This window comes from Micromonospora peucetia (assembly GCF_900091625.1).
Lineage (GTDB): Bacteria > Actinomycetota > Actinomycetes > Mycobacteriales > Micromonosporaceae > Micromonospora > Micromonospora peucetia.
Genome location: NZ_FMIC01000002.1, coordinates 4229028 through 4251692, shown reverse-complemented (window position 1 = coordinate 4251692; position 22665 = coordinate 4229028). Strand labels below are relative to the sequence as shown.

Genomic DNA, 22665 nt, shown 5'->3' with positions numbered 1-22665 from the left:
CCTCTTGCGCGGCGGCCCGGTGGGAGCGGGTTGCCCCGCCCCCACCGGCCGGGATGTCAGACGGCCCGCTTGTACTTCTTGATCGAGCTGTCCTGGGCGATCGAGTCCGCGCCCTTCTGGCACTGGTCGAGGAACTCCGCCGGGCTGATCCGCCCGCTGAAGAACTCGCCGCACGCGGCGTCGATCAGGTTGCGCTCCAGCTTGCGGTAGTAGTTGGGGTAAACCCAGTTGAAGCCGTTGCTGCCGGAGGCCTCCAGCGCCTTCGTCACCGTGGAAAGCCCGAAGGGCAGCTCGACGCCCTCGCTGGCGCCGGCCACCACGGTCAGGCTGGAGACCTTCTTGGTGAAGTCCTGCGCGCCCTTCTTGGAGAGCATGTGCCGGAAGTACTCCAGGCCACCGGCGGCGTTCTTGGCCTTGGCCGGGACCATGAACGGCTCGCCGGCGGTGCCCCGGACGGCCTCGAACGGCAGCTTGTCGCCGCTGCCCAGGCCCGGGGTCGGCTGGATGGTCATGTTGAACCCGGCCGGGGTGACGTCCTTCTGCTCGCTCTCCAGCCAGGAACCGCAGGAGATGAAGGCCGCCTTGCCCTGGCACCACGCGGTCTGCGACTGCTTGTGGTCGAGGCCGGGCGAGCCCTCGAGGATGTACTTGTCCTTGACGATCTGGTGCCAGGCGTCGGCCGCGGTCTTCATCGCGTCGGACTTCCAGGCGTTGGGCTCCAGGTTGTCGATCGCGGCGGCGACCGACGGGCCGCCGAACTTGATCGCGGTGGAGATCACCGGCCAGCTCATGTAGCGGGGGTGCGCGCCCGCGTACGTCCAGGGGGCGATGCCGGCGGCCTTGATCTGCTTGCACAGCGCGATGTGCTCGTCCCAGGTCTTGGCGTACTCCCACTTGCGCTCGGTGAAGAGCTTGGTGGAGTGCCAGATGCCGTAGACGGTGTAGGTGTAGTTCATCACCAGGAACTTGCCGTCGTACGAGCCGACCTCGACGGCGCCCGGCAGCAGGGTGTCCTTGACGGTCTTGCCCGGGATGTCGAGGCTCGGGGCGGCGAGGAGCTCGCCCAGGTCGGCGAGGGCGTTCTGGGACACCAGGCCGTTGAAGTCGATCTGGCCGGCGCCGGAGTTGTTGACCACGTCCGGCGGGGTGCCGTCGACGAAGCGCGGCTGGAGGGTCTTGCTGATCTCCTGCGTCGCCGAGTGGTTGATCTTCGCCTTCGGGTACTTCTCGGTGTACATGGCCTCGTGGGCCTTCGCGTACTCCTCGCCGAAGCCGCCGTTGAAGATCACCACCTCGAGGGGCGCGTCCTCCTTGACCCCGAGCGGGTTCTGCTCGCTCTTGGTGCCCTTGTAGGTCTCGGCGTCGCCCTTGTCGTCGCCACCACCGGTGGCGCAGCCGGCCAGCAGGCCGGCGGCAGGGGTGGCCAGGAGGCCGGCGGCGGCGGTGCGCCGCAGGATGTCACGCCTGTTCATGGTCTCTCCTCGGATCGGTCCGGGCGGTCGCGCCGGATGGGGGTGGCGGCCGCCGCACGAGGCGCGGGGGAATTTGTCTTCAGTTCGCAACATGTTGCTGAAGAATTTCTACGGCAGGAGGGCGCGGACTTCAACCCCCGGGGACCGAACCGTTATCAGCACCGGCCAGTCCACGCCTGCCGTACCCTCGGGCCATGCGCCGCCTGCGGCAACTCGCCGCGCGCACCCCGGCTGGTCGGCAACGCTACGTCGATCTGCTCCGGGCGCTCGCCATCGGCATGGTCGTTCTCGGCCACTGGGCGGTCGCCGCGATCGGCGAGGACGCCACCGGCCGGCCCACGGGACGCTCGGCGCTGCCCGACCTGCCCTGGGCCTACCCGCTCACCTGGCTGGCCCAGGTCATGCCGGTCTTCTTCCTGGTCGGCGGGTATGCCAACGCCGCCTCGCTGACCGCCCGCCGGGCCGCCGGCGTCGACGCCACCGCCTGGCTGCTGGACCGGGGCGCCCGGCTGCTGCGACCCACCACCGCGCTGCTGCTGGTGATCGCCGGCGGCGCCGCGCTCGGGTCGCTGGCCGGCGTCGAGGCGACGCTGGTGCGTACCGTCGCCTGGTTCGCCACGATCCCGCTCTGGTTCCTCGCCGCCTACCTGATCGTGGTGCCGCTGACCCCGGTGATGTACGCCCTGCACCGGCGCTTCGGCCTGCTCGTCCCGTTGGCTCTCGCCGCGCTGGTCGTCGCCGGCGACGTGGGACGGGCGCTGGGCCCGGCCGAACTGGCGCTGCCGAACTACGTCTTCGGCTGGCTGGCCGTGCACCAGCTCGGCATCGCCTGGCGCGACGCCGACGCCGGGCGTCACGACGCCCACCCCGGTCCGCCGGCCGCACCCGCACCCCGCCCCGCAGCCACGCGCGGCGGGCCGCCGGCCCGCCGGCTGCCGCAGTCCCGCCGCGCGGGTGCGGTGGCGCTGCTGGGCGGGCTGGCCGCGACGGTGCTGCTGACCACCGTCGGACCGTATCCGGTGGCCATGCTCAACGTGCCGGGTGAACGCCTGGACAACGCCGCCCCGCCCAGTTTGGCCCTGCTGACCCTGACCACCGCCCAGTTCGGCCTGATCCTGCTGCTGCGCGGCCCGGCGGAGTGCTGGCTGCGCCGCCCCCGCCCCTGGCAGGCGGTGATCGCGGTGAACATGGTCGTGCTCACCGTCTTCCTCTGGCACCTGACCGCCGCGATCCTACTGGTGGGCGCACTGGACGCGGCCGGGAAGCTGCCGACCCCGCCGGTGGGGTCGGCCGCCTGGCTGGCCTGGCGGGTGCCGTGGGTGCTGATGCTGACCGTGGTGCTGGCCGCCCTGGTCGCCGTCTTCGGCCCCGTCGAGGCCCGCACCGCCCGCACCGGGTCCGCCGGGAGCACCCGACGGACCGCCGGGGCGCCCACCGGCGCGGCGGCGTCGGGCCGCGCGCCGGCCGGCCCCGGGTGGCGGGCCACCGTGCGTACCGCGCTCACCGCCGCCGGCTTCGCCGCCGTGGTGTACGCGCTGGTGGTGAACGCCGAGACGCCGAAGTCGGCGCCCGAGCCGCTGGGAATACCGGCGTCGGCGCTGGTGGCGTACCTGGCCGGGGCCGGCACCCTGCGGCTGCTCAGGTCTGGGTGGGGAAGCCGAGGTTGACCCCGCCGTGCCGGGGGTCCAGCCAGCGGCTGGTGACCACCTTGCCCCGGGTGAAGAAGCGCACCCCGTCCTCGCCGTGCGCGTGCAGGTCGCCGAAGAGCGAGGACTTCCAGCCACCGAAGGAGTAGTACGCCATCGGCACCGGGATCGGCACGTTGACGCCGACCATGCCGACCTCCACCTCGTGCTGGTAGCGCCGGGCCGCGCCGCCGTCGTTGGTGAAGATCGCCGTGCCGTTGCCGTACGGGTTGGCGTTGACCAACTCCACCGCCTCGTCGTACGAGCCGACCCGCACGACGCCGAGCACCGGGCCGAATATCTCGTCGGTGTAGATCGACATGTCCGGAGTGACGTGGTCGAACAGCGTCGGGCCCAGCCAGAACCCGCCGGCGTCGCCGTCCGGCTCGACGTCGCGCCCGTCCACCACCGGCACCGCGCCGGCGGCCACCCCCGCCTCGACGTACGACCGCACCCGGGCGGCGTGCCCGGCGGTGACCAGTGGGCCCATGTCGCAGCCGCGCCGGCCGTCGCCGGTGCGCAGCCGGCCCAGCCGCTCGGCGATCCGGGCGACCAGGGCGTCGGCGACCGGCTCCACCGCGACCAGCGCCGAGATCGCCATGCACCGCTCCCCCGCCGAGCCGAACCCCGCGTTGACCGCCGCGTCGGCGGCCAGGTCCAGGTCCGCGTCGGGGAGCACCACCATGTGGTTCTTCGCCCCACCCAACGCCTGCACCCGTTTGCCGGCGGCGGTGCCGCGCTGGTGGACGTGGCGGGCGACCGGGGTGGAGCCGACGAACGACACCGCCTTCACGCCCGGATGGTCCAACAGCGCGTTGACGGCCTCGGCGTCGCCGTTGACCACGTTGAGCACCCCGTCGGGCAGGCCCGCCTCGGCGAACCACCGCGCCAGCAGCAGCGCCGCGCCCGGGTCCTTCTCGCTCGGCTTGAGCACCACCGCGTTGCCGCAGGCCACCGCGATCGGAAGGAACCACAGCGGCACCATCACCGGGAAGTTGAACGGGGAGATCACCGCGACGACGCCGACCGGCTGCCGCAGGCTGTACGAGTCGACCTCGGTCGAGACGTTCTCGCTGAACCCGCCACGCAGCGCCGAGGGGATGCCGCAGGCGTACTCGATGACTTCCAGGCCACGCTGCACCTCACCGGCGGCGTCGGCGAGCACCTTGCCGTGCTCGGCGGTGATCACCGCGGCGAGCCGGTCCCGCCGCGCGTGCACCAGCTCCCGGAAGGCGAACAGCACCGCCGTCCGCCTGGCCAGCGACGCGTCCCGCCAGAGCCGGGCCGCGCGCCCGGCGGCCTCCACCGCGACCGCGACGTCCGCCGCCGAGGCCAGCTCCACCCGGGCGGTACGCCGACCGGTCGCCGGGTCGAAGACGTCCCCGTGCCGCCCGGACGAGCCGCTGAACGGCTTGCCGTCGACGAAGTGGCCGATCACGTCCACGCCCTGCTCCCCCGCGCTCACGCCGCCACCTGGGCCGCCACGCAGGAGCGGATGGCCTCGACGAGGATGGCCAGCCCTTCGCGGGCCTCGTCCTCGGTCAACGTCAGTGGCGGGCCCATCCGCAGCACGTTGCCGTACAGGCCGCCCTTGCCGGTCAGCAGCCCGCCTGACCGGCACGCCTCGAAGACCCGGGCGGTCAGCGCCGGATCCGGCTCGACGGTGCCGGGGCGGACGAACTCGACGCCGAGCATCAGGCCCTTGCCGCGTACCTCCGCTACGGCGTCGAGGCCGCCCACGGCGGCGCGCAGCCCGTCGGCGAGGATCGCGCCGGTGCGGGCCGCGTTGGCCTGGAGGTCATGGTCGAGCAGGTAGTCGAGCACCGCGTTGCCGGCGGCCGTCGAGACCGGGTTGCCGCCGAAGGTGGAGAAGCTGATCGCCGGCACCGACTCCAGCACGTCCGCGCGACCGACCACACCGGCCAGGGCGAAGCCGTTGCCGATGCCCTTGGCGAAGGTGAGCAGATCCGGGGTGACGCCGTGCGCCTGGTAACCCCAGAAGTGCTCGCCGGTGCGTCCCCAGCCGGTCTGCACCTCGTCGGCGACGAACAGGATGCCGTGCTCGTCGAGGACCTTCTTCCAGGCGGCGAAGAGCCCGTCCGGCGGGTGCACGAAGCCGCCCACCCCCTGGATCGGCTCGGCGACCAGGCAGGCCACGTCGCCAGCGGTCTGGGTGGCGAGCACCTCGCGCAGGTCCTCCACGGCCGCCTCGACCCGCTCCGCCTCGCCCAGCCGGGCCAGCAGGCCGCGCAGCCGCTCGCCGGAGTGCAGCCAGGCCACCTGGAGCGGGTTGAGCGCGCTGGCCGACCAGTTCCGGTTGCCGGTCACGCCCATCGCCGCGTACGACCGGCCGTGGTAGCTGTTGCGCACGGCGAGGATCTGGTGCGAGCGGCGGTGGTTGGTGGCGACCAGCAGCGCCGCCTCGTTCGCCTCCGTGCCGGAGTTGGTGAAGAAGACCCGCGCGTCCGGGATGCCGGAGAGCCGGGCGACCTTCTCGGCCAGCTCGACCTGCTGCCGGATCAGGTAGAGGGTGGAGCTGTGCACGATGCCGGTACGCAGCTGCCGCTCGACCGCCTCCCGGATCTCCGGAACGTCGTAGCCGATCATGTTGGTCAGCACCCCGCCGAAGAAGTCGAGGTAGGTGCGCCCCCGGGCGTCGGTGACCCGGCGACCGGAACCGGAGACCAGCTCGATCGGCTCGTCGTAGTAGAGCGGCATCCAGGACGGAAGCACGGCCCGGTGCCGGGCCAGCAGATCGTCGGTGGTCATCGTCGCACCCTCTCAGCGGCGTTCGCGGTACCCGCACGCTGCCACCACCCGGCGGCGGGGACAAGGGTCACTGTGTAGCGCGGCGACCGGGACCGCCTGACAGCGCGTCAATCCCGGTCGCCACGGTTTCCGGGACGAGCCGGGCCGGTCCGCCGCGTCGGGCAGCCGGCCGCCGGTACGATCCGGCGGTGCGGATCGGTGAGGTGGCGCTGCCGACCGGCGCGGTGGGCACGGACCCCGAGCAGATCACGGCCGGCGTACGGGACTGGGTGGGCTCGGCGCCGCTGCGTGCCCTGGTCGGTCGCTTCGGCGGCGACTGGCCGGACGGCGACCTCGCCGCGGTGCTGGCGGCGCTCGACGACTTCTCGGCCCGGCACTGGGACTTCCGGGGCGGCCGGGAACGCCCCGACGCCCGGGAACCGGCCCTTGACCCGGCCACCGCGACGCTGGTGCTCGCCACCGCCGCCGCGCTCGGCATGGTCCGCCCGGCGGAGCCCGCCCAGCCCGGATACGCCCATCTGGTCGTGCTCGGCGGATTGGCGCACGCCTGTCAACGCCGGGTCGCGTACGCCGCGCACCTGCTGCGCTCCGGCACCCGGATCACCGGCGAGGTGGCGGTGCTGGGCAGCTTCCGCCCGCTGTCCGAAGCGGAGGGCCGGGCCCTGGACGCGGCCGGCGTCCCGCCCTGCGACACCGAGGTGGCGGCGCTGGACGCGGCGGTACGGCGCGAGTTCGGGGTGGCCGCCCCGACCGAGGACGACGGCCACGACGCCGACCACCCGCACCACTCCTGGTCGTCGCGCACGTACCGGCCCGTGGGCGGCCCGGCGGTCCGGGTGCTCGCCGCCCCGTCCGGCGACCCCGCGCGGCGCCGCGCGCACACCGCCGACACCCAACGGTTCTGGGCCGAACACGTCCGGCTGCGCGCGGGCGATCCGGTGCTGGTGGTGACCGCGCCGATCTACGTGCCGTTCCAGCACTGCGACGCGCTGCGCACCCTCGCCGTGCCGTACGGCTGCGCGATCGAGACCCTCGGCGTCGACCCGGCCCTGCCCGACCTGGCCGGGCTGCCCGAGCCGACGCTCACCCCGGGCCGCTACCTCCAGGAGATCCGCTCCGCGATCCGCTCGATACGCGCCCTGCACGCGGTGCTGGGCTGACCGCCCCGCCGCTGAGCCGGCGTCAGCCGGCGGTGTCGCTGAGCCGGTGTCAGCCGGTTGCGGTGTCGCGGACGGCCTGGGCGAAGACCTCGGAGCGGTGCTCGAAGTTGCGGAACCGCCCGTAGCTGGGCGCGGCCGGGGAGAGCAGCACCACCCCGCCGGCCGGGGTCACCTCGCGGGCCACCCGGACGGCGTCGACCAGGTCGTCGACGACCTCGGTACGCACCTTGGGCAGCCCGGCGAGCGCCTCGACGATCCGGGGGCCGCTGTCGGGGATGCCGAGCACGGTCAGCTCGCGTTCCGCGAGGTGCTCGCGCAGCGGCGCGTAGTCCAGGCCCCGGTCGGTGCCGCCGACGATCACCGTCAACGGCCGCCCCTCGTACGCGTCGATGGCGTGCATGGCCGCGTACGGGCTGGTGGCCAGGGTGTCGTCGACGAAGGTCAGGCCGGACGGGTCGGCGATCTCGGTGAGCCGGTGGGCCAGCCCCTGGAACTCGGCGACCGCCACGGCCAGGGTGTCCCTGCGGGCCACCACGTCGACGCCGAGCGCGTCGAGCACCGCGAGGGCGACGCAGAGGTTGCCCTCGTTGTGCCGGCCCACCAGCGGCAGCACCGCGCGCGGGAACAGCGGCCGGTCACCGAGGTGGAACCAGGGCGTGCCATCTGCGCCGCCGGCCACGTGGGCGGTGTCCGGCAGGCCGGCGCGTACCGCAGCGCGGTCGCCCAGTTCGAGGGCGAGCCTCGGGTCGGCGCCGTTGACCACGACGGTGCGCGGCCCGTGCGCCAGCAGGTTGAGCTTGTCCCGGTAGTACTCCCGCTCGCCGCCGTGCGCGTCGAGGTGCTCGGGGAAGAGCGCGGTGACCACCGCGACCCGGGGCGACTCGGTCAGGTCGCTGCACTGGTAGCTGGAGAGCTCCAGCACGTACAGCTCCGCCTCCGGCAGGTCCAGCGTCGGCACGCCGATGTTGCCGCCGAAGACGTTCGGCCGGTCGACGGCGGCGAGCAGGTGGCTGATCAGGCTGGAGGTGGTGCTCTTGCCCTTGCTGCCGGTGACGCCGACGGTGCGGGCGGCGTGGTCGGCCATCCAAAGGGCGGTGCCCTGGGTGACGGTCACGCCACGCCGACGCAGCTCCACCAGCCACGGGTGGGTCTGCGGCACGCCGGGCGAGCGGACCACCACGTCGGCAGCGGCCAGCCGGGCGAAGCCCTCCTCGCCGGTGACCAGCGGCGCCGCCTCGGCCAGCGGCCCCTCCCAGGGCAGGCTGAGGAAGTTGGCGCTGTCGTCGACGGCGACCAGGTCGGCCGGGCCGTGCGCGGCGATCGCGGTCACCGCGGCCCTGCCCTCCCGGCCGGCCCCCCAGACGGCGACGGTACGTCCGCGCAGGTCAGACAGGCGCACTGGCTCTCCTCAGGGATGTCGACGGCGGGGCAGGGCACGTCCGACACAGCCGGACACGGCCGGACGAACCAGGGCCTAGTATGGCGTGTGCCCAATGAGCAGCTGCGGCGGATGGACGCCTTCACCTTCCCGTCCTACTCGATCGACCTCTCCACCGGGGAGGTGCTGTTCGACTATGCCCTCACCGGTCCCGACGGCGAGCAGCGATTCACCGAGGTGATCACCCTCCCGCTGCCGGACGCGCCGCCGTCGGACGAGACCGTGGCGACCCTCGGCCGGGTGCTGGAGCTGCTGCACGTGGTCGCCGGGGTCAGCTACTACAAGACCGCCGCGCCGCCGCGCCTGGTGCTGCCGGCACCGCTGGGCACGGCCGCCGCCGAACTGGTCACCGCCGTCTACACGAAGGGCCTCGCGGAGTACGCGTACCGCAACCAGCTGCCGCACGTGCTCCAGCTGCGCCCCGAGGTGCCGGCCGGCGAGGTCTCCCCGCCCCGGGAGTACGACAACTCCGACCGGCGTCCGCTCTCGGCGGTGGGCGGCGGCAAGGACTCCATCGTCAGTCTGGAAGCGCTGCGCCGGGCGGGCTTCGACCCGGTGCCGTTCTCGGTCAACCCGAACCACGTGATCGTCTCGGTGAACGAGGCGTCCGGGCTGACCCCGCTCGCCGCCCGGCGGCGGATCGACCCGGTGCTGTTCGAGCTGAACGCCGCCGGGGCGCTCAACGGCCACATCCCGGTCACCGCGATCAACTCGCTGATCGCCGTCGCGACGGCGGTGCTGCACGGCCTAGGCCCGGTGGTGATGTCCAACGAGCGGTCGGCGTCGGACCCGAACCTGCTCTGGAACGGTCACGAGATCAACCACCAGTGGTCCAAGGGCGTGGAGGCGGAGGGGCTGCTGCGGGCGGCGCTGGCCGAGCACGCCGGGCTCACCGAGCCGTACTTCTCGCTGTTGCGCTCGCTGTCGGAGCTGCACATCGCCCGCCTCTTCACCGAGATCGACCGCTACGACGACGTGGTGACGAGCTGCAACGCCGCGTTCAAGCTGCGCGACGCCAGCGAGCGTTGGTGCCGTAACTGCCCGAAGTGCCGGTTCGTCTTCCTGGCCATGGCGCCGTTCATGCCGCGTGAGCGGGTGGTGGGCATCTTCGGCGGCGACCTGCTGGCCGACGAGTCGCAGATCCCCGGCTACCGGGAGCTGCTGGGCGTGGACGGACACAAGCCGTTCGAGTGCGTCGGCGAGGTGGAGGAGTCGGTGGTGGCGTTGAGCCTGCTCGCCGAGCAGGACCAGTGGCGCGACGCCCCGGTCGTCCGCACCCTCGTCGACGCCGTACCCGACACGGCCTGGTCAACCGCCGCCACCTCCGACGTCTTCACCCCCGCCGGCCCCAACCACATCCCCCCGCCCTACACCAAAACCCTGCCCACCCCCACCTGACCCTCCCCCTCCCCCGCCCTCCCGCCCCCGCCCTCCGCCACGGTTGATCAAGAGGTTTTGTCACGACACGCCGGGGTGGCGTCGCACAAACTTCTTGGTCAACAGGGCAGGGCAGCCGGGGCGGGGTGGTGGGCGGGGGTTCAGGGGGTTCGGATGGCGTCGAGGGCTAGCAGGGCTACGTGAAGGGAGAGGCAGGCTTCCACCGAGTCGAGGTCCACGTCCAGGACGCGGCGGATCCGGGCCAGCCGCTCATAGAACGCCGGTCGGGACAGGTGCGCCGCTCCGGCCGCCGCTGACTTGTTCCGGCCCTGTTCCAGATATGCCCGCAGGGTGCCGAGCAACTGCTCCCGGGGATGCTGCGCGTCGTAGGTCAGCAGCGCGCCGAGTTCCCGCTCGACGAAGGTCTGCAACCGGGGTTCGTCGCGCAGCAGATGCAGCAGCCCCGCCAGCCCGACGTCCGGTAACCGGAAGACCGGCAGGTCCCGCCGGTCCCGCCGGGCGGCGTTGGCGATCTGCCGGGCCTCGATCAGCGACCGGCGTGCCTCCCGCAGGCCGGGCACGCCCGAACCGGCCGCGATGAGTAGTCCGCCGCCCGCCGGCCGGGCCACGCCGTTCGTCCGCCCGTTGGACCGGGCCGGTCCGTCGTCACGGACGGGGCCGCCCAGGCGGTCCTGGCTGTCCGGGCGAACGGAGCCGCCCAGGCGGGCCGGGCTGTCCGGGCGAGCATGGCCGTCCGGGCGGACGGAGCCGTCCAGGCGAGCATGGCTACCCGGGCGAGCATGGCCGTCCGGGCGGACAGGGGTGTCCAAGCGGGTGCGACGCAGCGCGGTGGCGAACGCGGCCAGCGCCCGCTCCTCGGCCGCCGGCTCCGGCAAGGCGAGCAGCACGCCGACGGCGTGGTCGTCGACGGGGCTGGACAGGCCGGTCAGCTTCGCCTCGTGCAACGCCTGCCCGACCGCCTCGGCGAGATCACGCAGCCGTGCCGGGCCGGTATGAGGACCGCCCGCGCCCGGGTCGGCCGGGTGCGGCGTCTCCGTGGCCGGGCCGCCCTCCCCCGCCGGGTCGTCGGCGCGGTGCCGGACCACCACCCCGACCAGGTGCCGCCGGTCCAGCACCACGCCGAGCGCCCGGGCCCGTAGGGCGACCTCGTCCACCGGCAGCGAGTGGTCGAGCAGGGCGGTGAGCAGCGTACGGTGGATCTGCCGCTCCAGGCCCTCGGCGTCGCGCCGGATCAGCCGGCCCAGGGCCAGCGTCGAGGCGGCCCGCTCGACCAGGATGGTCAGCCGGCTGGGCGGGGCCATGGGCGGCGCGGCGATCACGACCGGCACACCGCCCTCCTCGGTCGGGTCGAACACGTGTCGACCGGCCGCCAGGCCACCCCCGCCCGGCCAGCGCAGCAGCAACCGGCCCCAGTCCTGTCCCCGGGCGCCGACCGTGGTGACCAGCCAACCGTTGTCGCCGTCGTACGCGGTCCGCCCCGCCGGCCGGATCCGCCGGGAGTGCTGCTCCCAGCAGTCCAGCAGCAACTCGGCACTCTCCCCCGCCGGGTCGTACGCGAGCACCTGCCGGGAGAGGTTCTCCAGCACCACCGGGCAGCCGGAAAGCTCGGCGGCCTGCCGGACCACCTCGCCGGGGCCGGCACCTTCCACCGACAGCTCGGTGAAGCGCTGGTGAATCTCCTCCGTCGCCCGCAACTCGGTCAGCTGGGCGTCGACGATCAGCGCGTGCACCGCCTCGGTGATCCGGACGAACGGGGTGGCCCGCCGCAGCTCGACCAGGGGCAGTCCGCGCCGTTCGGCGGCGGCGGCCATCACCCTGGGCACCCCGCTGACGTACCGGCGGCCCAGCTCGACGACCAGGCCGGAGACCCCCACGTCCGCCAGGTCACCGATGAACGCGCGCAGCCCGCCGTCGTCGGCGGGCAGTCCGATGCCGGTGAGGAGCACCAGTTCTCCACCGCCGAGCAGGGGGGCGATGTCGGGCACCTCGCTCACGTGCACCCACCGCACCGGACGGTCGAGGCCGGCGTCCCCAGCAACCAGTCGCGGAGCACCGTGGCGGACCGGGTCCAGCGCGAGGACCTCACGGACGGTAGGGAACACGGGCGACACGCTACCGTCCGTGACGTCAATTCCGCACGGACCGCCGCTCAGTCTCGGGCCTGCGCCGCTCAGTCTCGGGCCCGCGCCCAGTTGAGAAAGCGTTCATGCAGGTCAAGGGAGCGCTCGGGGTTGAGCTGGGTGAGCTGGGCGCGGGCCTCGGCCATCAGCCCGCCCAGGTAGAACAGCAGGCCGGTGCGGTCGTCCCGGTACTCCACCAGCAGGCCGAGCCGGGCCGGCGGGCAGGGCCACTCCGCCCCGCAGTTGCGGCACCGCCAGAGCGGGCGCATCGGCAGGTGCGGAATCATCCGGTATGCCATCAACGCATCCGCAGGGCGATGGCGCGGGCCTCGTCGTGGCTCAACGGCAGCCACCACAGGAACCGGCGTACCACGTCGAGCGGGTCGGGGCCGCCCGGGCGGCCCCGAAGATCGCGGATCGCGGTGGTGATGAGGGCCGAGATCACCGGCAGCAGGTCCTGCGACGCGGGGTTCGGCATCGCCCGCAGCGACGGGCAGGGCCAGGGCTCCGCGCACCTCCGGCACCGCCAGTCGGGCGAGCCGGCCAGGTGACCGGGGGCCTGACGCAACCGCTGTAGTCGGCGGGTGGCCGGCGCGGGTCTGGGCGGGAGCGGCAGCAGCGTGGTCGGGCACTGGCACCAGGGAACGCGCACGTCGACCTCCGTCGGCAGGGACGGGCCGCACGGGGGTGGGCGGCCCGGGGGCAGGACCCGCCCGAACCTTCTCCGGCGACGGGCGGGTCCGCCTGCGTGACAGTGTGGTGAGCACGCGACTACCGTCGGAAGGCATCCGGGCCGGTCGTGGCCACGCTTCGCTGGCGGTACGCCGAGCCGGAGTCCCGAGTGGAGCTCAGGTGACCTGTGTGGAGGAACTGTGGAGGAGCCGACCGCTGACCTGATTCGCACCCAGCTCCGGCGGATGCGGATGAACGCCAACCTCAGTCAGGAAGAGTTCGGTCGGATGGTGCACTACTCGGCGTCGATGGTGTCCGCCGTGGAGACCGGTGCCCGCCCGCTCGACCGGGTGTTCCTGACCCGGGCGGACGAGGTGCTGAAGTCCGGCGACCTGCTCGTGGCGCTGCTGCGGATCGCCGAGCGGGATCGGGAGCCCTCGTGGTTCAAGCCGTGGCTGGAGGCCGAACGCGCCGCCAGGCAACTCCGGTACTTCAACCCAGCCCTGATTCCCGGCCTGTTGCAGACGGAGAACTACGCCCGCGCCGTGCTGCGCTTCAACGACACCTTCTCCGAGGCCGAGGTCGAGCGGAAACTCGCCGCCCGGCTGGCCCGGCAGGAGGTCCTGGGCAGGGAGAACCCGCCGCAGCTCGTCGTGGTCCTGGACGAGTCGGTGCTGAGCCGGACGGCTGAGGGTTTGAGCGGGATCATGGTGGCGCAGATCGGCCGGCTGATCGAGCTGGCCGAGCTGCCGCACGTCCACCTCCACCTCGTCCCCAGGGCCACCGGGCTGCACATCGGGTCGTCGGGCCCGTTCGCCCTGGCCCGCTCCGCCGACGGCGGGTGGGTCGGGCACCTGGAGCACCAGCTCGGCGGGGCCGTGGTCGACGACGAGGACGGGGTGGCTGCCCTCCTGGCGAGGTGGGAGAATGTCCGCACCGAGGCCCTTCCCCGCCGGCAGTCCATCGACCTGATGAAGGAAGTGCAGGCCCACCATGAACCTCAGTGACGCCACGTGGCGCAAGTCAACCCGCAGCGGGTCGAGCGGCGGCGAATGCGTCGAGGTCGCCGACAACCTGCCCGGCGTCGTCGCCGTCCGCGACAGCAAGGACCCGGCGGGCCCCGCGCTCACCTTCGCCCCGGCCGCCTGGACGGCGTTCCTCGACCTCGCCAGGCGCGCCTGACCGACGCGGCCCGAGGCCCCTCCCGCCGAGCGCTCCTGAAAACGTCTGAGGGTGGCCTGCGCGGGTGATCACGTCGGCCACGGCCGGCTTCACCCTGAAGAAGGTCGCCGACGCTGATCGCCGTCTCGTGCGTCGAAGTAGCGTGACGCCATGCCGACGCTCCTCGAGGATTTCCTGTCAGGTGACACGCACTGCGTCTGCAGGCACGTGTCAGCCCAGCGCCTTGCGCAGCAGCGCCGTCAACTGGTCCTGTTCGTCGGATGAGAGTCGTCCGACCGCCGTGCGGGCGAAGGTGAAGGCTACTGCGAACCGGTGGTTGATCTCGTCTCCATAGGAGGTTCTCGCGACGAGTCGTGCGCGGCGGTCCCGGGGATTCGGTTCTCGGGTCACGAGGCCGAGTGCTTCGAGACGCACGACGATCTGGGTGATGTTGGAGGCATCGCAGCCGAGTTCCTCGGCCAAGGCGCCCATGCCCCGTCGCTCATCGAGTCGCCCGAGCACACATGCCTGCGCCGGGCTGAGCGACAGCTCGGCTGCCGCCGCCTCGTAGGCGCGGTCGTACACGTCGACCAGGTCGAACAAGGCGGCCTCGGCCTCGGACGAGGGAGTCACGGGTCCGTTCGGCAGCGCCATGTCCCCCAGCCTAGAGGAGTTAGTTGATTCGCTCAAATAACTGTGGTCCACTGATCCTTGATGCACTCAAGTAAACGAGGGGGGCCGATGGAGAGCAGAGTCGAGCGCACAGTGGGCGGCGCGATCGTGCCGCAGATGAACGCAGTCGTCCTTGACCGGTTCGGCGGAGTCGACGAACTCTCGTCGCGCCGGATACCGCTCCCGCAGGTCGGCGACGACGACGTCCTCATCCGGGTGGAGTTCGCAGGGGTCGGGTCCTGGGACGCGGGCGAGCGGGAGGGGGGATACGACGGCGTCTTCGGTGTCGCCTCGACCTTCCCCTATGTCCTCGGCTGGGACGCGGCGGGCACGGTAGCCGAAGTCGGACGCAACGTCACGCGGTTCGACGTGGGCGAGCGGGTCTACGCTGCGACGATGCCGGTGCCGCGTGGCGGCTTCTACGCCGAATACGGCGTCGTCGAGGCGGAGTTCGTGGCTCGCGTGCCCGACCGGGTGCCGACCGAACAGGCCGGCGCGATGGCGTGGGATGCCCTGACCGCACTGAGTGGTCTCGATCTGCTCGGCCTGCGGCCGGACGAGACGCTCATGGTCTTCGGGGCCAGCGGGGGTATCGGGCACATGGCCGTGCAGTTGGCGCGGCACAGCGGCATCCGGGTGTTGGCTGTGGCCTCTGGTGACGACGGTGGCGCCCTGGTCCGGCGGCTGGGCGCTGACGATGCCGTCGACGGTCGCAGAGACGACGTGTTGGCTGCGGCGTTCGAGTTCGCACCGGGCGGGCTCGATGCGGCTCTGGTCACCGTAGGAGGCGAGATTGCCGAACGATCTCTGCGCGCGATAAAGAAGTCGGGACGGATCGCCTGGCCGAACGGTGTTCTACCCGCGCCGGTAACGTCGCCGGGCGCGACGGTGTCCCACTATGACGGGGACCGAAGCCGCACCGCCACCGATCGGCTGAACGCGATCATCGAGGCGAGCTCCTTCGAGGTCCACGTCGCCCGGACTTTCCCGTTGGAGCGAGTCGGGGATGCCCATCGCGCCCTGAATGATCACTATGTCGGGAAGCTGGCCCTCAAGGTCGGATAGGACGCGACAAACGGCCCGGGGATCCCTGAGCGACGTGGCCCGAGGGCCCTTCGTGCCGAAGGGTCCTCGGGCCATGTGACGCTCACGTGCCGGGCGGCGCTCAGTCGACGCCGAACTCCATCGCGGCGCGGTCGAGCGCCTCGTCGTCGACGGAGGAGACACCCCGGGAGGCGATGGCTTCCGCGCCGCCCTGCGGCATCGCGCCGATCAGCCCGGTCGAGGCGGCCTGCGCGGCGCCGACCATCCGCTGCGGGGCCGCGCCGCCGACCATGCCGAGGGTGGCGTACTGCTCCAGCTTCGCCCGCGAGTCGGCGATGTCCAGGTTACGCATGGTGAGCTGGCCGATCCGGTCCGACGGACCGAACGCCGAGTCCTCGGTACGCTCCATCGACAGCTTGTCAGGGTGGTAGCTGAACGCCGGACCGGTGGTGTCCAGGATCGAGTAGTCCTCGCCCCGGCGCAGCCGCAACGTCACCTCGCCGGTGACCGCCGTGCCGACCCAGCGTTGCAACGACTCGCGCAGCATCAGCGCCTGCGGGTCCAGCCAGCGCCCCTCGTACATCAGCCGACCGAGGCGGCGGCCCTCGCTGTGGTAGTTCGCCAGGGTGTCCTCGTTGTGGATGGCGTTGACCAGCCGCTCGTACGCGGTGTGCAGCAGCGCCATGCCGGGGGCCTCGTAGATGCCCCGGCTCTTGGCCTCGATGATCCGGTTCTCGATCTGGTCCGACATGCCCAGGCCGTGCCGGCCGCCGATGGCGTTGGCCTCCAGCACCAGGTCGACGGGGCTGCCGAACTCCTTACCGTTGATCGTCACCGGGCGACCCTGGTCGAAGCCGATCGTGACGTCCTCGGTCGGGATCTCCACCGACGGGTCCCAGAACCGGACTCCCATGATCGGGTTGACCGTCTCGATGCCGGTGTCGAGGTGTTCGAGGGTCTTCGCCTCGTGCGTGGCGCCCCAGATGTTGGCGTCGGTGGAGTATGCCTTCTCGGTGCTGTCCCGGTACGGCAGGCCGCGTTCGAGCAGCCACTCCGACATCTCCTTACGCCCACCCAGTTCGGTGACGAAGTCGGTGTCGAGCCACGGCTTGTAGATCCGCAGCTGCGGGTTGGCCAGCAGGCCGTACCGGTAGAACCGCTCGATGTCGTTGCCCTTGAACGTCGAGCCGTCGCCCCAGATCTGGACGTCGTCGGAGATCATCGCCCGCACCAGCAGGGTCCCGGTCACGGCCCGGCCCAGCGGGGTGGTGTTGAAGTACGCCCGCCCGCCGGAGCGAATGTGGAACGCCCCGCAGGTCAACGCCGCCAGGCCCTCCTCGACCAGGGCGGCGCGGCAGTCGACCAGTCGGGCGACCTCGGCACCGTAGCTGAGCGCGCGACCGGGCACCGAGTCGATGTCGGGCTCGTCGTACTGGCCGATGTCGGCGGTGTAGGCGCAGGGAACGGCGCCCCTGTCGCGCATCCACGCGACCGCGACCGAGGTGTCGAGGCCGCCGGAGAAGGCGATGCCGACACGTTCACCGATGGGCAGGGAGGTGAGAACCTTGGACACGGGAAAGATTATGCACCAGGCCGCATGGCCATGCAAACGTAGGGGGTGCGAGACATGATCAGCAACACCGGGATCCGCGGAGCATCCCGCACCACGGAAGGCATCATGCCCACTTGACATTGACACTGTGACAAGGTGCCTACTGGGTGCAGGAGGTGGTCCCCGTCAACTCGACAGACAGGAATTCACCGGACACGCGCCTGCTCGACGCGTTGAGCGCCGGAACCCCGTCGACGCGGCTCCAGGCGGCCCTGGCGGTTGGCACGCAGGCCCATCCGGGCCTCGTCGATGCGCTCATGGAGCGATGTGCGATCGAGCCGGACTTCTTCGTCCGCGACATGCTCACCTGGGCGTTGACCCGTCTCCCGTCGGAGATCACGGTGCCCAGAGTCCGCGCGGAGCTCCTTTCCGAGCGCGCTCAGGCCCGAAGCCAGGCGTTGCATACGCTGTCCAAGATCGGCGACAGGAGTGCGTATCCCGCGATCACGCGGTCGTTGCTGCGCGACGCCGACGACGAGGTTGCGCGAAGCGCGTGGCGTGCTGCCGTCGTGCTCGTGCCCGACGGGGAACAGGACGGGCTGGCTGCGGAGCTGGCTTCACAACTCGGCCGCGGTGACCGAAGTGTGCAACTGAGTCTCAGCCGAGCACTCGTCGCACTCGGAGATGTGATCAGGCCGGCCCTGCAGGCGGGGATGGCGAGTTCGAACCCGACGGTGAGTGCACATGCTCGCGCCACGGAGCTGCTCTTGCGGGACCCGGATGTCGGTTTCGACGCAGCCGTCGACGAGGCGAAGCGGATCGTCGCGCTCGGCCCGGAACGGGTCGAGGGAATCGAGTGCTGATCGGTGAGGTGGCACGCCGCTCGGGGGTGAGTACTCGAATGCTGAGGCACTACGACTCCCTCGGGCTGGTGCGACCAACAGGCCGCACCACGGGCGGCTACCGTGAGTACTCCGCCGATGACATTCGCCGGATCTTCCACGTGGAAATCCTGCGGTCCCTGGGATTGTCGCTGCGCCAAGCCAGACGTGCTCTGGAGGATCCTGCCTTCGCGCCGTCCGCACTGGTTGGGGACCTCATTCGACGGACCGAAGACCGACTCAAGCGGGAGCAGGAGCTACTTGAGCGACTCCGTACGGTCGATGCCTCGGCGCCCTCCGGCTGGGAGGACGTCCTGCGCATCGTTGAGCTTCTGCACGGGCTCAATTCGCCCAGTGCCGCGGACCGGCAGCAGACCGTCCTGGCCCCGGCCGAGGGCGTGCCGGTTCCCACCGAACTGCTGGCTGGGGCGATCCTTGCCGAATCCGATCCGAACGTCGCCGGCGCCCTGCGGTGGGCCCTCGCGCGGGCGGGCGGTGACGGTGTGGCGAGCGTGGCGTCCGGCGTGTATTCGGAGAACGTCGACATCCGGCGGCGCGCGGTCCTGGCGATCGCCGAGATGTCAGGTGACGAGGCGACCGCAGTGCTCGCGGACGCACTCGGGGACTCGGACACGACGGTGCGCAGGCACGCTGCTCTGGCACTAGGCACCCGAGGCGCGACCGCAGCCGCGCCGACACTCGTCGGCATGGTGGTCGAGGGCGCGAACGACGTCGAGGCGGCGGAGGTCCTGGGGGCGTTGTCACTGGACCCGGGGTGCGCGGACCGGATCATGAGTGCACTGGTCGACGAACTCGCCGCACACACTGCGGACCCCGCGGCGCGGATACGCCTGACCCAGGCACTCGCCGAGATGCCGGCGACCATCGCGCAGGGCATCTTGCAGCAGTTGGCCCAGGACAATGATCAAACTGTCGCTCTCGTCGCCTCAGCCCTCGTGAGAACTAGTAGTAGTCGTCGATCGGCTGGCGCGCCTCGTCGAACAGCGCCGGCCCCTCGTACCGCACCGGGGGCAGCGGCGGGGTGGCCGGCTTGACCTCCTCGAACTGCACGCTGGACAGGGCGTACACCACCCGGCCGAGGCCGGACTGGTTGATCGCGGTCGCGCACATCGGGCAGGGCTGGCAGCTGGTGAACATGGCGGTTCCGGCGGCCACGTCGGGGGTGAGTTCCCGCGCGGCCCAGCGGGCCAGCTTCAGTTCCGGATGGGCGGTGATGTCCAAGTCGGAGACCACGGTGTTGTGGTCCTCGATCAGGACGGTGCCGTCCGCACCGACCAGCAACGAGCCGAAGGGCCGTTCGCCGGACGCCCCGGCCTGGCTGGCGAGTTCCACGGCGCGGCGGAGAAATCTCTCGTCGTCGGGGGTCATCGATCCTCCTCCCCTACAAGGTCACACAGGGCTACGTGGGTCACCCGGTCAACGTTCAAAGACGAGGCCCTAGACCGGGTCGTCACGGCCCAGCTCCCAGCAGGCCACGGCGGTGGCGGCGGCGACGTTGAGCGAGTCCACGCCACGGCGCATCGGGATCACCACCCGCACGTCGCTGGCGTCCATCGCCACCCGGGTCAGGCCGGCACCCTCGGCCCCCATGAGCAGGGCCGCGCGGGCCCGCTGTCCGGCTGCCAGGCGCTGGATCGGCACCGCGTCCGGCGCCGGGGTCATCGCCAGCACCGTGAAGCCGGCCGCGCGGACGTCGCCGAGCGCGTCCGGCCAGGGCTCCAGCTTCGCGTACGGGATCGCGAAGACCTCGCCCATGCTGACCCGTACGCTGCGCCGGTAGAGCGGGTCGGCGCAGGTCGGTGAGAGCAGCACGGCGTCCACGCCGAGCGCGGCCACCGCCCGGAAGATGGCTCCCAGGTTCGTGTGGTTGTTCACGTCCTCGATGATCACCACCCGCCGGGCAGCCGCCAGCACCTCGGCGGCGGACGGCAGCGGCTTGCGCCGGAACGACGCCAGCACGCCCCGGTGCACGTGGAATCCGGTGGCCCGTTGCAGCACGTCCTGGCTGGCGGCGTAGACGGGGGCGTCGCCGGTGTCCAGGTCGGCGAGCTGGTCGACCCGCTTGGCGTCCACCAGGTACGACCGGGCCGGGTAGCCGGCCCGCAGCGCCCGGCGCAGCACCAGCTCCCCCTCGGCGATGAACAGGCCGTGCGGCGGTTCCCAACGGGTACGCAGCTCGACGTCGGTCAGCGCGCGGTAGTCGGCGATCCGGTCGTCGTCAGGGTCGGTGATCTGGTGGATGGGCACCCGCCGATTCTGCCGGACGTGCCACAGCAGCCTCCGGGCCGGCAGCGGCCGGGACGACTCGCGGCGTTTTGTCCGAGTAAGAAGGGGAATGGTGGCCGGAGTGGCCGACCGACGGAAGGACAGCCAGGTGAACGCACACCCCGAGGGCAGGCCGGGGTCGGCCAGGATCGACCACCCGGACGGGCGACGCGTCGACCTGGGCGCCCTGCCCCGCGACGCCACCGTCGCGGACCACATCGTGCACCGGCTGGCCGGTTGGGGCGTCCGCCGCTACTTCGGCTATCCCGGCGACGGCATCAACGGGCTGACGTCGGCGCTGCAACGCACCCGGGAACGGGCGCAGTTCGTCCAGGTCCGGCACGAGGAGACCGCCGGATTCGCCGCCTCGGCACACGTCAAGTACGGCGGCGGGCCGCTCGGCTGCGCGCTGGTGACCAGCGGTCCGGGCGCGATCCACCTGCTCAACGGCCTGTACGATGCCAAGCTGGACCACCAGCCGGTGGTCGCCCTGGTCGGCCACACCGCGCTCACCGCCGAGGGCGGCGGCTACTACCAGGAGGTGGACCTGCTCGCCCTCTACAAGGACGTCGCCGCCGCCTTCCTGGCCCAGCTCGACCATCCCAGCCAGGTCCGCCACCTGGTCGACCGGGCGTGCCGCACGGCGCTGGCCCGGCGTACCGTCACCGCGCTGGTGCTGCCCTCCGACATCCAGGACGCGCCGGCCGTGCCGGAACCGCCGCACGCGCACGGCTACTACCAGACCAGCGACGTGCCCAGCAGCGACCCGACGGTGCCCCCGGAGGCGGAGCTGCGCCGGGCCGCCGAGGTGCTGGCCGGCGGCGAGCGGGTGGCCATGCTCGTCGGGCAGGGCGCGCTCGGCGCGCAGGACGAGGTCCGCGAGATCGCCCACCGGCTCGGCGCAGGAGTGGCGACCGCGCTGCTCGGGTTCGCCGCCGTCGACCACCGTGAGCCGTGGGTGACCGGCGCGATCGGCCTGCTCGGCACCCGGCCCAGCTGGGAGCTGATGAACGGGTGCGACCGGCTGCTGATCGTGGGCAGCAACATGCCGTACTCGGAGTTCTATCCGTCCGAGGGACAGGCCCGGGCGGTGCAGATCGACCGGGACGGCACACAGTTGGGGTTGCGGTACCCGACCGAGGTGAACCTGACCGGGGACGCGGGCCCCACCCTGCGGGCCCTGCTGCGCGAGCTGGGACCGGGGCCGGGACCGACACGGTGGCGGGCGACCATCGCCGAGGCCACCACCGCGTGGCGCCGAACGCAGCGGGAGCTGGCCGGCCAGGCAGCCGACCCGGTCAACCCGCAACTGCTCTTCGCCACTCTCAGCGACCGGTTGCCCGACGACGTGATGCTCGCGGTCGACTGCGGCACCACGACCGCCTGGTACGCCCGGCATGTCCAGGTCCGCCCCGGCATGCTGGCCAGCCTCTCCGGCACCCTGCTCTCGATGGGCGGCGCGATGCCGTACGCGCTGGCGGCCAAGTTCGCCCACCCGGATCGTCCACTGGTAGCCCTGATCGGCGACGGCGCGATGCAGATGAACGGGGTCAACGAGCTGATCACGGTGGCCAAGTACTGGCGGAGCTGGTCCGATCCCCGGTTCGTGGTGCTCGTGCTCAACAACCGGGACCTCGCCTTCGTCAGCTGGGAGCAGCGCTCCAGCGAGGGGACGCCGATGTTCCCGGACAGCCAGCAACTGCCCGACATCGGCTACCACCGGTGGGCGGAGGTGCTGGGCCTGCACGGCGAACTGGTCGACGCGCCGGACCAGGTGCCGGGCGTCTGGGAGCGGGCGCTGAACGCGGACCGGCCGGTGGTCGTCAACGCGTTGGTCGACCCGGCCGAGCTGATGCTGCCGCCGCACTTCACCGCCGAGCAGGCCCGCAAGACCGCCGCGGCGGTGCTGCGCGGCGACACCGACTGGGCGGGCATCGTCCGACGGGGCCTGCCCGCGGCGGTCGCCACCCTCCGGTCGGGGCGCGGCCGGCGCTGACCGGCGCGGGCCAGCCCTCCGCAACGGGTGTACCCGGCTGACCGGCCGGACGGCGGTCATGGACCGCTGGTCCTGGTTCCCGCAGCCGAGTCTGGTCTGCTTCCTGACGGTCTCGCCCGAACGGGCGCGGCAGCGGGTGCTGGCCCGGGGCATCGACACCGAGGAGCTGGCCCACCTGCGAGCCCTGGACGCCGGCTGTCGAGGGCTGCCGGAGTTCGGCACTTTCACCGTCATCGACGTGGACGGCGAACCCTCCGAGGTCGGCGCCGCACTCGACCGGGTGGTCCGGGCCGCCCTCGCCCGCTGACCTCCGATCCCCGACCGGCTGGGCTGCCCGGCATCGGACGGCGCCGATCGCC

20 protein-coding genes and 1 pseudogene are annotated in these 22665 nt (G+C 72.2%); 10 read left to right on the top strand and 11 right to left on the bottom strand.

Annotated elements, in window-relative coordinates:
• Positions 1-56: 56 nt before the first annotated feature.
• Entirely contained in the window at positions 57-1472 is a 1416-nt protein-coding gene (gene ngcE / locus GA0070608_RS19745; protein WP_091630057.1) for an N-acetylglucosamine/diacetylchitobiose ABC transporter substrate-binding protein, read from the bottom strand.
• A 194-nt stretch (positions 1473-1666) separates the two neighbouring features.
• Here ngcE and GA0070608_RS19740 point away from each other — a divergent pair, with 194 nt between their 5' ends.
• Entirely contained in the window at positions 1667-3139 is a 1473-nt protein-coding gene (locus GA0070608_RS19740) for an acyltransferase family protein (RefSeq protein ID WP_091630056.1), read from the top strand.
• On the opposite strand, the gene GA0070608_RS19735 is transcribed toward GA0070608_RS19740, so the two are convergent.
• Both GA0070608_RS19735 and GA0070608_RS19730 read right to left on the bottom strand, forming a co-directional pair.
• The gene (locus tag GA0070608_RS19735; RefSeq protein WP_091635561.1) at positions 3111-4601 is read right to left on the bottom strand and encodes a CoA-acylating methylmalonate-semialdehyde dehydrogenase; all 1491 of its coding nucleotides are present in this window, start codon (positions 4599-4601) and stop codon (positions 3111-3113) included. The genes GA0070608_RS19740 and GA0070608_RS19735 overlap by 29 nt on opposite strands.
• Before the next feature lie 17 nt (positions 4602-4618).
• Complete coding sequence (locus tag GA0070608_RS19730) at positions 4619-5926, bottom strand: aspartate aminotransferase family protein (RefSeq protein ID WP_091630055.1); 1308 nt, start codon at positions 5924-5926, stop codon at positions 4619-4621.
• A gap of 188 nt (positions 5927-6114) precedes the next feature.
• On the opposite strand from GA0070608_RS19730, the gene GA0070608_RS19725 reads away from it, so the two are divergent.
• Positions 6115-7086 carry a hypothetical protein gene (locus tag GA0070608_RS19725; RefSeq protein ID WP_245715840.1) on the top strand — a complete coding sequence of 324 codons (972 nt, stop codon included), beginning with the start codon at positions 6115-6117 and terminating at the stop codon, positions 7084-7086.
• A 49-nt stretch (positions 7087-7135) separates the two neighbouring features.
• Here the strand turns inward: GA0070608_RS19725 and murD are convergent, their stop codons facing one another.
• Positions 7136-8485, bottom strand: coding sequence for a UDP-N-acetylmuramoyl-L-alanine--D-glutamate ligase (gene murD / locus GA0070608_RS19720; protein WP_091630054.1), 1350 nt, complete (start codon positions 8483-8485; stop codon positions 7136-7138).
• An 87-nt stretch (positions 8486-8572) separates the two neighbouring features.
• Here murD and GA0070608_RS19715 point away from each other — a divergent pair, with 87 nt between their 5' ends.
• Positions 8573-9922, top strand: coding sequence for a MurL-like N-terminal domain-containing (locus GA0070608_RS19715; RefSeq protein ID WP_091630053.1), 1350 nt, complete (start codon positions 8573-8575; stop codon positions 9920-9922).
• Between the two features lie 140 nt (positions 9923-10062).
• On the opposite strand, the gene GA0070608_RS19710 is transcribed toward GA0070608_RS19715, so the two are convergent.
• The 3 genes from GA0070608_RS19710 to GA0070608_RS19700 form a co-directional block, all read right to left on the bottom strand.
• The gene (locus tag GA0070608_RS19710) at positions 10063-12024 is read right to left on the bottom strand and encodes a PucR family transcriptional regulator (RefSeq protein ID WP_091630052.1); all 1962 of its coding nucleotides are present in this window, start codon (positions 12022-12024) and stop codon (positions 10063-10065) included.
• Between the two features lie 68 nt (positions 12025-12092).
• Positions 12093-12341 carry a flavin reductase gene (locus GA0070608_RS19705; protein WP_091630051.1) on the bottom strand — a complete coding sequence of 83 codons (249 nt, stop codon included), beginning with the start codon at positions 12339-12341 and terminating at the stop codon, positions 12093-12095.
• The gene (locus GA0070608_RS19700; RefSeq protein WP_245715839.1) at positions 12341-12694 is read right to left on the bottom strand and encodes a hypothetical protein; all 354 of its coding nucleotides are present in this window, start codon (positions 12692-12694) and stop codon (positions 12341-12343) included. Before GA0070608_RS19700 ends, GA0070608_RS19705 begins: the two co-directional genes overlap by 1 nt.
• A gap of 220 nt (positions 12695-12914) precedes the next feature.
• On the opposite strand from GA0070608_RS19700, the gene GA0070608_RS19695 reads away from it, so the two are divergent.
• Positions 12915-13721, top strand: a complete 807-nt coding sequence (locus GA0070608_RS19695; RefSeq protein WP_342672632.1) for a helix-turn-helix domain-containing protein — start codon at positions 12915-12917, stop codon at positions 13719-13721.
• On the top strand, positions 13708-13896 hold the full coding sequence (locus tag GA0070608_RS19690; protein ID WP_091630049.1) for a DUF397 domain-containing protein: 189 nt from the start codon (positions 13708-13710) through the stop codon (positions 13894-13896). The genes GA0070608_RS19695 and GA0070608_RS19690 overlap by 14 nt, the downstream gene beginning before the upstream one ends.
• Positions 13897-14106: 210 nt before the next feature.
• Here GA0070608_RS19690 and GA0070608_RS19685 read toward each other — a convergent pair whose 3' ends face one another.
• On the bottom strand, positions 14107-14529 hold the full coding sequence (locus GA0070608_RS19685) for a MarR family winged helix-turn-helix transcriptional regulator (protein ID WP_091630048.1): 423 nt from the start codon (positions 14527-14529) through the stop codon (positions 14107-14109).
• Between the two features lie 87 nt (positions 14530-14616).
• Here GA0070608_RS19685 and GA0070608_RS19680 point away from each other — a divergent pair, with 87 nt between their 5' ends.
• Complete coding sequence (locus tag GA0070608_RS19680; protein ID WP_091630047.1) at positions 14617-15612, top strand: quinone oxidoreductase family protein; 996 nt, start codon at positions 14617-14619, stop codon at positions 15610-15612.
• Between the two features lie 100 nt (positions 15613-15712).
• Here the strand turns inward: GA0070608_RS19680 and argG are convergent, their stop codons facing one another.
• Positions 15713-17164, bottom strand: a complete 1452-nt coding sequence (gene argG, locus GA0070608_RS19675; RefSeq protein ID WP_091630046.1) for an argininosuccinate synthase — start codon at positions 17162-17164, stop codon at positions 15713-15715.
• Between the two features lie 155 nt (positions 17165-17319).
• On the opposite strand from argG, the gene GA0070608_RS19670 reads away from it, so the two are divergent.
• A complete protein-coding gene (locus tag GA0070608_RS19670) occupies positions 17320-18006 on the top strand; it encodes a HEAT repeat domain-containing protein (RefSeq protein ID WP_218107651.1) in 687 nt (228 codons plus the stop codon).
• Positions 18000-18977: pseudogene (locus GA0070608_RS19665) on the top strand (MerR family transcriptional regulator); the annotation flags it as partial. The gene GA0070608_RS19670 and the pseudogene GA0070608_RS19665, both read left to right, overlap by 7 nt.
• 10 nt (positions 18978-18987) lie before the next feature.
• On the opposite strand, the gene GA0070608_RS19660 reads toward GA0070608_RS19665, so the two are convergent.
• Both GA0070608_RS19660 and GA0070608_RS19655 read right to left on the bottom strand, forming a co-directional pair.
• Positions 18988-19413 (bottom strand): nucleoside deaminase, encoded by a 426-nt coding sequence (locus tag GA0070608_RS19660; protein ID WP_091630043.1) that lies wholly within the window; start codon positions 19411-19413, stop codon positions 18988-18990.
• Positions 19414-19482: 69 nt separating this feature from the next.
• The gene (locus GA0070608_RS19655) at positions 19483-20529 is read right to left on the bottom strand and encodes a TrmH family RNA methyltransferase (protein ID WP_411970719.1); all 1047 of its coding nucleotides are present in this window, start codon (positions 20527-20529) and stop codon (positions 19483-19485) included.
• Between GA0070608_RS19655 and GA0070608_RS19650 the strand changes: the two genes are divergently transcribed.
• Together GA0070608_RS19650 and GA0070608_RS19645 are read left to right on the top strand one after the other, a co-directional pair.
• Positions 20459-22306 carry a thiamine pyrophosphate-requiring protein gene (locus GA0070608_RS19650; protein WP_176733986.1) on the top strand — a complete coding sequence of 616 codons (1848 nt, stop codon included), beginning with the start codon at positions 20459-20461 and terminating at the stop codon, positions 22304-22306. The two genes, GA0070608_RS19655 and GA0070608_RS19650, sit on opposite strands and share 71 nt — an antisense overlap.
• 58 nt (positions 22307-22364) lie before the next feature.
• Positions 22365-22613, top strand: a complete 249-nt coding sequence (locus GA0070608_RS19645; RefSeq protein WP_091630042.1) for a hypothetical protein — start codon at positions 22365-22367, stop codon at positions 22611-22613.
• Positions 22614-22665 lie beyond the last annotated feature (52 nt).